General features: G+C 66.0%; 10 protein-coding genes and 1 pseudogene. 1 reads left to right on the forward strand and 10 read right to left on the reverse strand.

The window, feature by feature from the left end; all coding sequences use genetic code 11:
* Positions 1 to 19: 19 nt before the first annotated feature.
* The 5 genes from BST42_RS12175 to lysS form a co-directional block, all read right to left on the reverse strand.
* Complete coding sequence (locus BST42_RS12175) at positions 20 to 232, reverse strand: CbtB domain-containing protein (protein WP_083118814.1); 213 nt, start codon at positions 230 to 232, stop codon at positions 20 to 22.
* A 145-nt stretch (positions 233 to 377) separates the two neighbouring features.
* Complete coding sequence (locus BST42_RS12180; RefSeq protein WP_083118904.1) at positions 378 to 746, reverse strand: YbjQ family protein; 369 nt, start codon at positions 744 to 746, stop codon at positions 378 to 380.
* Positions 747 to 854: 108 nt separating this feature from the next.
* Positions 855 to 3,383, reverse strand: coding sequence for an ATP-dependent protease ATP-binding subunit ClpC (gene clpC1 / locus BST42_RS12185; RefSeq protein ID WP_083118815.1), 2,529 nt, complete (start codon positions 3,381 to 3,383; stop codon positions 855 to 857).
* A 249-nt stretch (positions 3,384 to 3,632) separates the two neighbouring features.
* The gene (lsr2, locus tag BST42_RS12190) at positions 3,633 to 3,974 is read right to left on the reverse strand and encodes a histone-like nucleoid-structuring protein Lsr2 (protein WP_083118816.1); all 342 of its coding nucleotides are present in this window, start codon (positions 3,972 to 3,974) and stop codon (positions 3,633 to 3,635) included.
* 115 nt (positions 3,975 to 4,089) lie between these two features.
* Complete coding sequence (gene lysS, locus BST42_RS12195; protein ID WP_083118817.1) at positions 4,090 to 5,610, reverse strand: lysine--tRNA ligase; 1,521 nt, start codon at positions 5,608 to 5,610, stop codon at positions 4,090 to 4,092.
* Positions 5,611 to 5,633: 23 nt separating this feature from the next.
* Between lysS and BST42_RS12200 the strand changes: the two genes are divergently transcribed.
* A complete protein-coding gene (locus tag BST42_RS12200; protein ID WP_083118819.1) occupies positions 5,634 to 6,902 on the forward strand; it encodes an alanine racemase in 1,269 nt (422 codons plus the stop codon).
* Here the strand turns inward: BST42_RS12200 and BST42_RS12205 are convergent.
* The 5 genes and pseudogenes from BST42_RS12205 to BST42_RS29355 form a co-directional block, all read right to left on the reverse strand.
* The gene (locus BST42_RS12205) at positions 6,899 to 7,711 is read right to left on the reverse strand and encodes a type III pantothenate kinase (RefSeq protein WP_083118820.1); all 813 of its coding nucleotides are present in this window, start codon (positions 7,709 to 7,711) and stop codon (positions 6,899 to 6,901) included. The genes BST42_RS12200 and BST42_RS12205 overlap by 4 nt on opposite strands.
* Before the next feature lie 2 nt (positions 7,712 to 7,713).
* Positions 7,714 to 8,130, reverse strand: a complete 417-nt coding sequence (panD, locus tag BST42_RS12210; protein ID WP_083118822.1) for an aspartate 1-decarboxylase — start codon at positions 8,128 to 8,130, stop codon at positions 7,714 to 7,716.
* Positions 8,130 to 9,083: a pantoate--beta-alanine ligase gene (gene panC / locus BST42_RS12215; protein WP_276010276.1), complete on the reverse strand. Its 954-nt coding sequence runs from the start codon at positions 9,081 to 9,083 to the stop codon at positions 8,130 to 8,132. Before panC ends, panD begins: the two co-directional genes overlap by 1 nt.
* Positions 9,056 to 9,991 carry a Rossmann-like and DUF2520 domain-containing protein gene (locus tag BST42_RS12220; protein ID WP_083118825.1) on the reverse strand — a complete coding sequence of 312 codons (936 nt, stop codon included), beginning with the start codon at positions 9,989 to 9,991 and terminating at the stop codon, positions 9,056 to 9,058. Before BST42_RS12220 ends, panC begins: the two co-directional genes overlap by 28 nt.
* 95 nt (positions 9,992 to 10,086) lie before the next feature.
* Positions 10,087 to 10,269 (reverse strand): annotated as a pseudogene (locus BST42_RS29355) (DUF6779 domain-containing protein); the annotation flags it as partial.

Here is a 10,269-nt window from a genome sequence, read left to right on the forward strand (position 1 = left end):
TGCAGTGATTCCCGCCGGCTCAGTGGCAGGGGAATCCGAGAAGGTGGCGGGCGTCATGCACGAATTCGTGGATGTACATGTTGTCGCCGAAGACCGAGGTGGCGCCTTGGTCGACACCGACGAAATACAGCACCAGCAGCGCGAAGAAGGCGGTCAGCGAGAGCCAGACGACAGCTTTGGCGGCCGAGAGATCGACGGCGCGCGAGTGGCTCTTTGTCTGCGGAGTAGTCATTCGGTGTCCTTCCAGGGAGCTGCGCGTCCCAATGCGAACCATGACGGGCCTCGGGTCTGACTCTCGACAGTGGCGCGACCGTTCTGGAATTTCACCAGATTCCTCGACTCGTCTCTTACACCGAGGATGCTATACCGCCGCAGGCTCAGCTGGCGCCGTAACCCAACTGCTGCGCGGTGTACTTGGCGGCATCGGTGACCGGGACCGCCTGCACCGCGGTGCCGTAGGCGCAGATCTCGGTCCAGACATCGCCGAGTTCGGTGGTGTCGAACCGCATTCCGATGATCGCGTTTCCGCCGCGCGTGCGGGCCTCAGTCATCAAGCGATTCATCGCCTCGTTGCGGCTCTCGGCGAGGTTCTTGGTCATGCCCTGCAACTCGCCGCCGAACATGCTCTTGAAGCCCGCACCCATCTGGGAGAAGGCGTTGCGCGATCGCACGGTGAGACCGAAGACCTCACCGCAAACCCGCTGGATCTCCCAGCCGGGGATGTCGTTGGTGGTAACCACAAGCATGAAGCGCAGCGTAGCGGTCACACGTGGGCGAATCGATGCAGACGCAAACAATTCATCGCGCCGACGAAAAAGGCCCCCGACATCGTCGGGGGCCTTTTTCCTCAGTGCTTACTCGCTGGCGGTGCCTGCGTTGGCCAGATCCGCCTCGGCGATCTCCGGACGCTTGGGCCCACCGTGGAAGGTGAACTTCGCGTCCTCGCCGGCGCCTTCGCCGTCCCAGTTCTCCACGTCGACCGTGACCAGCTGACCGGGGCCGACCTCTTCGAAGAGGATCTTCTCCGAGAGGGCGTCCTCGATCTCGCGCTGGATGGTCCGCCGCAGCGGCCGGGCACCCAGGACCGGGTCGAAGCCGCGCTTGGCCAACAAGGACTTGGCCTTGTCGGTCAGCTCCATCTCCATATCCTTGGTCTTGAGCTGCTTGGACACCCGGCCCACCATCAGGTCGACCATCTGGATGATCTCGTCCTGAGTCAGCTGGTGGAAGACGATGATGTCGTCGATGCGGTTGAGGAACTCCGGCCGGAAGTGCTTCTTCAGCTCGTCGTTGACCTTCTGCTTCATCCGCTCGTAGTTGTTCTCGCCGCCACCCTGGGTGAAGCCGAGCCCGACCGCCTTGCTGATGTCGGAGGTACCCAGGTTCGAGGTGAAGATCAGCACGGTGTTCTTGAAGTCGACCGTGCGGCCCTGGCCGTCGGTGAGACGGCCGTCCTCGAGGACCTGCAACAGGGTGTTGTAGATCTCCTGGTGGGCCTTCTCGATCTCGTCGAACAGCACCACCGAGAACGGCTTGCGCCGCACCTTCTCGGTGAGCTGGCCACCCTCCTCGTAACCGACATATCCGGGCGGGGCACCGAAGAGCCGCGACGCGGTGAAGCGGTCGTGGAACTCGCCCATGTCGATCTGGATGAGTGCGTCGTCGTCGCCGAACAGGAACTCCGCCAGCGCCTTGGACAGCTCGGTCTTACCGACGCCGGACGGGCCGGCGAAGATGAACGAGCCGGACGGGCGCTTGGGATCCTTCAAGCCGGCGCGAGTGCGACGGATGGCCTTGCTGACCGCGCGGACGGCATCTTCCTGGCCGATGATCCGCTTGTGCAGCTCGTCCTCCATGCGCAGCAGCCGAGTGGTCTCCTCCTCGGTCAGCTTGAACACCGGGATGCCGGTCCAGTTGCCGAGGACCTCGGCGATCTGCTCATCATCGACTTCCGCGACCACGTCCAAGTCACCTGAGCGCCACTGCTTTTCACGCTCAGCGCGCTGTGCGACCAGTTGCTTCTCCCGGTCCCGCAGATTCGCGGCTTTCTCGAAGTCCTGCGCGTCGATCGCGGACTCCTTCTCCCGGCGAGCGTCGGCGATCTTCTCGTCGAATTCACGCAGGTCTGGCGGTGCGGTCATCCGGCGGATGCGCATCCGCGCACCGGCCTCATCGATGAGGTCGATCGCCTTGTCCGGCAGGAACCTGTCGTTGATGTAGCGGTCGGCCAGAGTTGCCGCCGCGACCATCGCGGCGTCGGTGATCGAAACCCGGTGGTGGGCCTCGTACCGGTCGCGCAGACCCTTCAGGATCTCGATGGTGTGCGCCACCGTCGGCTCACCAACCTGGACCGGCTGGAACCGGCGCTCCAGGGCGGCGTCCTTCTCGATGTACTTGCGGTACTCGTCGAGCGTGGTCGCACCGATCGTCTGCAACTCGCCTCGAGCCAGCTTCGGCTTGAGGATCGACGCCGCGTCGATCGCACCTTCGGCGGCACCTGCACCGACCAGCGTGTGCAGCTCGTCGATGAACAGGATGATGTCGCCGCGGGTGTTGATCTCCTTGAGCACCTTCTTGAGGCGCTCCTCGAAATCACCGCGGTAACGGCTGCCGGCCACCAGCGACCCGAGGTCGAGGGTGTAGAGCTGCTTGTCCTTGAGCGTCTCGGGAACCTCGCCGTGCACGATCGCCTGGGCAAGGCCCTCCACGACGGCGGTCTTGCCGACGCCGGGCTCGCCGATCAGCACGGGGTTGTTCTTGGTGCGCCGGCTCAGCACCTGCATCACCCGCTCGATTTCCTTCTCACGGCCGATGACGGGATCGAGCTTGCCCTCCATGGCGGCCGCGGTGAGGTTGCGGCCGAACTGGTCGAGGACCAGCGACGTCGACGGATTGCCAGACTCGCCGCCACGGCCGCCGGTCCCGGCTTCCGCGGTCTCCTTGCCCTGGTAGCCGCTCAGCAGCTGGATGACCTGCTGACGCACCCGGGTCAGTTCGGCGCCGAGCTTCACGAGCACCTGGGCGGCGACGCCCTCGCCCTCGCGGATCAGGCCGAGCAGAATGTGCTCGGTGCCGATGTAGTTGTGGCCGAGCTGCAGCGCCTCGCGAAGGCTCAGCTCGAGAACCTTCTTGGCGCGCGGGGTGAAGGGAATGTGCCCGGACGGGGCCTGCTGGCCCTGACCGATGATCTCCTCGACCTGGCTGCGGACACCTTCGAGTGAGATGCCCAGCGACTCCAGCGACTTGGCGGCTACGCCTTCACCCTCATGAATAAGTCCCAGCAGGATGTGCTCGGTCCCGATGTAGTTGTGGTTGAGCATCCGGGCCTCTTCTTGAGCCAGGACGACGACCCTGCGGGCACGGTCGGTGAATCTCTCGAACATCCTCGGTTACCTGCTCTCCATCACGATTAGGTACAGCGGTAGTCACCACGTACCTGTCGTCCACTCTAATGGGCGGCTCGGGAAGGCGTCCTCCCTTGTCACCCTTACCGCGTCTCTGGCGGTGCGGACCTAGCACACCAACGCGGCGGAGCTGCGAATCGTTTCCGGCAATCACCGGAGTCCGCTTCGCCGCGAGCGAACGGCACCGATACCTCGGTCGCGGCGACGGGCGAGCAGGTTAGCTGGGACCTAAGTTGCGGCGTGGAAGGCGTCGATGATGTCGGCCGGGATACGTCCCCGCGTCGACACCTTGTGGCCGTTGCGGCGCGCCCATTCCCGGATCGCGGCGCTCTGCTCCCGATCGATGCTCGCGCGGCCACGGCCTGCCGCGCCCGAGCGCCCGCGGCGACGGCCGCCCACGCGACGGCTGGCCTCGACCCACTGCTTGAGATCATTACGCAGTTTCTGAGCATTCTTTGAAGAAAGATCGATCTCATAGCTGACGCCATCGAGCGCGAATTCGACCGTTTCATCGGCTGCGCCCGCGCCGTCGAAATCGTCGACGAGAGTCACGGTCACTTTTTTGGCCATTGCCTCACTGAATCCTTCTGCCTGCGCTCAACAACCCATAGTCGAGCGTCTTCCCCATGCGAACCAATGTGCCACAGCGGCCCACATCATTCAACGTACCTCGGATAAGCGCACCTCAGCCATGTCGGCGAACAATCGGGAACAAAACAGTTTCCCGAATTGACAAGCCGGTGAGTGCCATCAGCAGCCGATCGACACCCATTCCGGTTCCCGTGGTCGGGGGCATCGCATACTCCATTGCCGCCAGGAAATCTTCGTCGAGTGCCATCGCCTCGTCGTCGCCCGCGGCCGCCGCCCTGGCTTGGGCTTCGAAGCGCTCGCGCTGCACGATCGGGTCGACCAGCTCGGAATAGCCGGTGGCCAACTCGAACCCGCGCACGTACAGATCCCACTTCTCCGTGACGCCGGGAATGCTGCGGTGCTGGCGGGTCAACGGTGTGGTCTCGACCGGGAAATCCTTGACGAATGTCGGAGCCCACAATGTGTCTCCGACCGTGTGCTCCCACAGTTCTTCGATCACCTTGCCGTGCCCGTAGCCACGATCCCGTGGGATCTCCACCTCGAGCCGGTCGGCAATAGTGAGGAGATATTCCAGCGAAGTGTCCGGGGTGATCTCTTCACCGAGGGCTTCCGACAACGACGGGTACATTTCCAGCGACGGCCATTCACCGTCGAGGTCATAGATTGTGCCGTCCGGCAATGGAACTTGCCGCGTGCCGATCGCCTCATCGGCGACTTCCTGAATAACTTCACGGGTGACGATCGCCGAATCGTCATAGGTTCCCCATGCTTGATAAGTCTCGAGCATCGAGAATTCCGGCGAATGTGTCGAATCGGCACCTTCGTTTCGGAAGTTCCGATTGAGCTCGAAAACCTTCTCCAGTCCGCCGACCACACACCGCTTGAGGAACAACTCCGGCGCGATCCGCAGATACAGGTCGGCGTCGAGAGCGTTGGAGTGGGTGATGAACGGCCGCGCCGCCGCTCCACCGGCCAGTGTCTGAAGCATCGGCGTCTCGACTTCGAGAAACCCGCGACGATCCAGCGCATTGCGCAGCGCTCGGACCACGGCGATGCGTTGCCGGGCCACGGTGCGGGCCTGCGGGCGCACGATCAGGTCGACATAGCGCTGCCGGACGCGCGACTCTTCGCTCATCTCCTTGTGAGCGACGGGCAGCGGACGCAATGCCTTGCTGGCCATCTGCCAGGCATCGGCCAGCACCGAGAGTTCGCCGCGGCGGGAACTGATCACCTCGCCGTGCACGAACACGATGTCGCCGAGGTCCACCTCGGTCTTCCATGCTTCGAGCGCTTCGGCACCGACGCCGGCCAGGCTGATCATGGCCTGCAGCTGGGTGCCGTCGCCCTCCTGGAGGGTGGCGAAGCACAGCTTGCCCGAATTGCGGGCGAACACCACCCGGCCGGTGACGCCGACGATGTCGCCGGTGGCGGCATCGGCTTCCAGGTCCGGATACGCGGCCCTGATCTCGGCCAGCGAATGGGTTCGCGGCACCGAGACGGGATAGGGGTCTTTTCCTTCGGCCAATAAGGCCTCGCGCTTGCCCTGGCGAATCCGGAACTGCTCGGGGACGTCGGAGTCCGCGTGGTCGGTATCCGGGGTATCTGCAGAGCTCACGACGTGCCAGCTTAAATGAGGTCATGGGGTCCCTCATAAACGCGGCCGCGGTCACAGCCCTGGCGGGCGAACAACTGGACTGGCGGTTCAAGGGGCTGCCCGCGTCTTGGTCGGGGCTGACGGTGGCGCAGATCTGTGCCGAGGGGCCCGACCTGTTCGCCGCCGGGCCGCTGAGCCCGGTCTGCGTGCTCTCCGACGACGCGTTGCGGCACAACCTGGCGACGATGGCGACCTGGTGTACCCGGCACCGGGTCGAGCTGGCGCCGCACGGCAAGACCCACATGTCGCCGCAGCTGCTGGCCAGGCAGTTCGAGGCCGGTGCGTGCGCGGTGACCGCCGCGACGATCAGCCAGGTGCGCGCCTACCGCGCGTTCGGAGTGCGCGAGGTGGTGCTGGCCAACGAGCTCGTCGATGCCGCGGGCCTGGCGTGGTTGGCCGCCGAGCTCGAAAGCGATCCGGAGTTTCGGCTGATCTGCTGGGTGGATTCGGTGCGCGGGGTAGCGCTGATGACTGAGGCGTTGCACGCGGCGGGCGCGCGGCGCCCGCTGGATGTCTGCGTCGAGTTGGGCGCAATGGGCACTCGCACCGGCTGCCGGAACGACGTCGTTGCGGACGCCGTGGCCGCCGCGGCGGTGGCCAGCCCGCGGCTTCGTCTGGTCGGGGTGGCGGGCTACGAGGCCGCCCTGGGCCACGACGTGTCTGCAGCCGGTGTCGGCCGGGTGCGGGGTTACCTCGATTGGGTTCGTGCGGTGGCTATTCGACTCGCACCCCTGTGTTCGGACATGATCGTAACCGCCGGTGGCAGTACGCATTTCGATGTGGTGGCGCAGACCCTGACCGGTCCTTGGCGCACGATCCTGCGCAGCGGGGTGTATCTGACCAACGACGACGGGCTCTATCTACGGACCTCACCGCTGACCAGGCCCGGTGCTGAGCCGGGCGGGTTCATACCGGCGATGCACGTGTGGGCTCAGGTGTGTTCGCGGCCCGAGCCGGGCCTGGCTTTGATGACGATGGGCCGTCGCGACGTGTCTTTCGATGCAGATCTGCCTGTGCCACAACGACTTCGAGTCGGCTCTGCCTGGACGGACCTGGCGGGCTGTGAGGTGACGGCGCTCAACGACCAGCACGCGTTCGTGCGGCTGCCGCCGACCGCTCAGGACACGGTCGAGGTCGGCAGCTGGATCGAGTTCGGGGTGTCACACCCGTGCACGGTGTTCGACAAGTGGCAGCTGATCCCGGTGCTCGACGAGCGCGGCCGGGTGATCGATCTGGTGCGCACGTTCTTCTAGCGGGCGGACTTGATCCGGCGCTGATTGTCGCGGTTGCGTTCGTAGACCATCCGCAGGCCGTCGAGGGTGAGGTGCTGATCATAGTGCTGCACGGTGTGCAGATCGGGCAGCATCAACGGGGCGGTGTGACCGGTGGCGACGACCGCCACGTCGGAGCCGGCGAAGCCGTCGACATCCTCCCGGATGCGGGTCACGAGACCGTCGACCAGACCCGCGAAGCCGAACATCGCACCGGCCTGCATGCACTCCACGGTGTTCTTGCCGACCACCGACCGCGGCCTGGTCAGCTCGACGCGACGCAGCGCCGCCGACCGTGCGGCCGCCGCGTCGGAGGACACCTGGACACCGGGAGCGATTGCACCGCCGAGGAATTCACCCTTGGCGGAGACCACGTCCACACAGATCGACGAACCGAAATCCACCACGATGGCCGCCGACGAGAACTTGGCGTACGCGGCCAGGCAGTTCACGATCCGGTCGGCGCCGACCTCCTTCGGGTTGTCGACCAGCAGCGGAATGCCGGTTCGCACACCAGGTTCGATCAGCACGTGCGGCACCGCGGACCAGTACTGCTCGAGCATCAGGCGCACCTCGTACATCACCGAGGGCACGGTGGACAGACCGGTCGCACCGGTCAGGCGCTCGGAGTCGTCACCGATCAATCCCTCTATGGTGAGTGCGAGTTCGTCGGCGGTCACTTCCGGTTCGGTGCGAATTCGCCAGTGCTGCACGACTTTCGCATGGTCACCGGACCCGGATATCAATCCGACGACAGTGTGGGTGTTGCGGACGTCGATCGCCAGCAGCACGGTCAGCTCACCGTCCGCGGCGACAGCAGACCGGTGACGTCGTCCGGCACGTGGGCCGGGTCGTCGCCGAGATCGATCTGCCGGTTGTCGGTGTCGACGAACACGACCCGCGGCCGGTACTGCCGCGCCTCGGCATCCATCATCACACCGTAGGAGATCAGAATCACCAGATCACCGGGGTGGACCAGATGGGCGGCCGCACCGTTGATCCCGATCACCCCGCTGCCGCGCTGCCCGGTGATGACGTAGGTCTCCAGCCGCGCACCGTTGTCAATGTCGACGATGGTCACCTGTTCGCCTTCGAGCAGGTCGGCAGCGTCCATCAGGTCGGCGTCGACGGTCACCGAACCGACGTAGTGCAGGTCGGCGTGGGTGACGGTCGCGCGATGGATCTTCGACTTCAACATCGTGCGGAACATCAATTTCTCCAGGTGATTTCGGGGTGATCGCCGTTGCCGCCGACGCCCGGCGGAGCGGTGTCGGTGGACAGGTCGACGGCGATGTTGTCCAGCAGCCGGGTGCTGCCCAGTCGGGCAGCGATCAGCAGCCGGGCCGGGCCGGACGACGGGGCCGGATCCAGCCACGGCCCTCGCAGTTCCAGGTAGTCCACCTTGATGGCAGGCACTTCATCGAGCACCGCCCGGGCGGCGTCCAACGCGGCATCGGCGCCGCCGGCCGCTGCCCACATGCCGGCCAACAGCGCCGAGGACAACGCGCAAGCCTGTTCACGTTCCTCGGAATTGAGATAGCGATTGCGCGACGACATGGCCAGCCCGTCAGCCTCGCGGACGGTGGGTACACCGACGACGCGGACATCGACGTTGAGATCGTCGACCATCTGGCGGATCAGCACGAGCTGCTGGTAATCCTTTTCGCCGAAGAACGCCCGGTCCGGCCGCACGATCTGCAGCAACTTCAGTACGACGGTCAACATACCGGCGAAATGGCCTGGCCGAGAGGCGCCTTCGAGATCGCCACCCAACGGGCCGGGATGCACCGTGGTCCGCGGGCCGTCTGGATACATGGCCGACGCGCTCGGGGCGAACACCACCTCGACATCTTCACCGCGCAACAGCTCGAGGTCGGACTCCAGCGTGCGCGGATAGGCGTCGAGATCCTCGCCGACGCCGAACTGCAAGGGGTTGACGAAGATCGACACCACGACCACCGCACCCGGCACTTTCTTGGCGGCGCGTACCAGCGACAGGTGACCGTCGTGCAGCGCACCCATCGTCGGCACCAGCATCACCCGCCGACCGGTGTGACGCAGCGCCCGGGTGACGTCGGATACCGCTTGGGGCGTCTGGTACAGATTGAGTTGTCCGGGAGTGAATTTCGGCGGTGTCACGGCCGCCGTCCTTGCCCTGACCAGTTGGCCAACACCTCAACAACCTCCTCGGGAGCGTGCGCGCGCTGCGCGGTGCGCAGTGAGTTCGCGCAATACGACTGAGCCAGTTCGGGATTCACCGCGTCGAGGGCAGCAAGATGGCCGGCGACCGCGGCCGCGTCACCGCGGGCCACCGGCCCCGTCAGCGCGGCCTGCCCCCGTTGAAGCGTGTTCTCCAGCGCGGCACGGGCCAACGGACCGACGATCCGCTCCGCCAGGCCACCGGGCGCGTCACCGACCAGTTCCTGGCCGAGCAGCTCCTGGCCGGATACCGCCGCTCGCAACGCATCCAGCGCATCGGCGACTACCGTGACGACGTGATTGCTGGCGTGGGCCAGGGCCGCGTGATACAGCGTGCGCGCATCCTCGCGCACCCCGAAGGGCTCGCCGCCGATCTCCAGCACCAGTGACTGGGCGATGGCGTAGCCGATCTCGTCGGCGGCGGTGACGCCGAAGCAGCTGTCGGACAGCCGGGCGATGTCCTCGTCGGCGCCGGTGAACGTCATCGCCGGGTGAATCGCCAGCGGGATGCAACCCAGCTCGGCCAGCGGCGCCAGGATCGCGACCCCATTCGCGCCCGAGGTGTGCACGACGATGGTTCCCCGGCGGACCGCACCCGTCGCTGCCAACCCCCGCACCAAGCCCGGCAGCTCGGAATCGGGGACCGTCAGCAGCAGCAGTTCGGCCCGGTCGGCCACGTCGGGCACCGGCAGGATCTCGGTGTCGGGCAGCCGCCGTTCGGCCAGCCGCCGCGACGCCGTCGAGATCGCGCTGCAGGCGACCACCACATGCTCGGCACGCTCCAACGCGACGCCGAGGGCGGTGCCGACACGGCCGGCCGACACAATGCCGACCTTGAGCCGGGCCGGGCGCAAGCCGCTGGGGGTCCCCACGTAGACGACCTCGCTGACGTCGATGAGTTGTTCGTTCCAGTCCTATGCCAGGTACCGGACGGTCGACACAACTCTAACGCGGCCCGATTCGCGACCTAATCGTCGCGTCGACGCCGCCTGCCACCCTCGCCGGGCGCGGCGTTGGCCTGCAGTCGGGCCAGCAGGTCGGCGACCGACTGACCCCCGGTCTGCTCGGCGTCCCGGGCCCTGCGCCGAGGCTCTTCCTCCTCGGTCCCGCGGTGGCGGGCGGCGTCGACGCGACGATTAGGTCGCGAATC

This window comes from Mycolicibacterium rhodesiae (assembly GCF_002086695.1).
In the GTDB taxonomy this organism is placed as follows: domain Bacteria; phylum Actinomycetota; class Actinomycetes; order Mycobacteriales; family Mycobacteriaceae; genus Mycobacterium; species Mycobacterium rhodesiae.

Excerpts from the sequence above, each read along its gene's own strand:
- clpC1 (WP_083118815.1), bottom strand. The coding sequence starts at position 3,383 with ATGTTCGAGAGATTCACCGACCGTGCCCGCAGGGTCGTCGTCCTGGCT.
- lsr2 (WP_083118816.1), bottom strand. The coding sequence starts at position 3,974 with ATGGCCAAAAAAGTGACCGTGACTCTCGTCGACGATTTCGACGGCGCG.
- BST42_RS12200 (WP_083118819.1), top strand. The coding sequence starts at position 5,634 with ATGGGGTCCCTCATAAACGCGGCCGCGGTCACAGCCCTGGCGGGCGAA.
- panD (WP_083118822.1), bottom strand. The coding sequence starts at position 8,130 with ATGTTCCGCACGATGTTGAAGTCGAAGATCCATCGCGCGACCGTCACC.
- BST42_RS12180 (WP_083118904.1), bottom strand. The coding sequence starts at position 746 with ATGCTTGTGGTTACCACCAACGACATCCCCGGCTGGGAGATCCAGCGG.
- BST42_RS12175 (WP_083118814.1), bottom strand. The coding sequence starts at position 232 with ATGACTACTCCGCAGACAAAGAGCCACTCGCGCGCCGTCGATCTCTCG.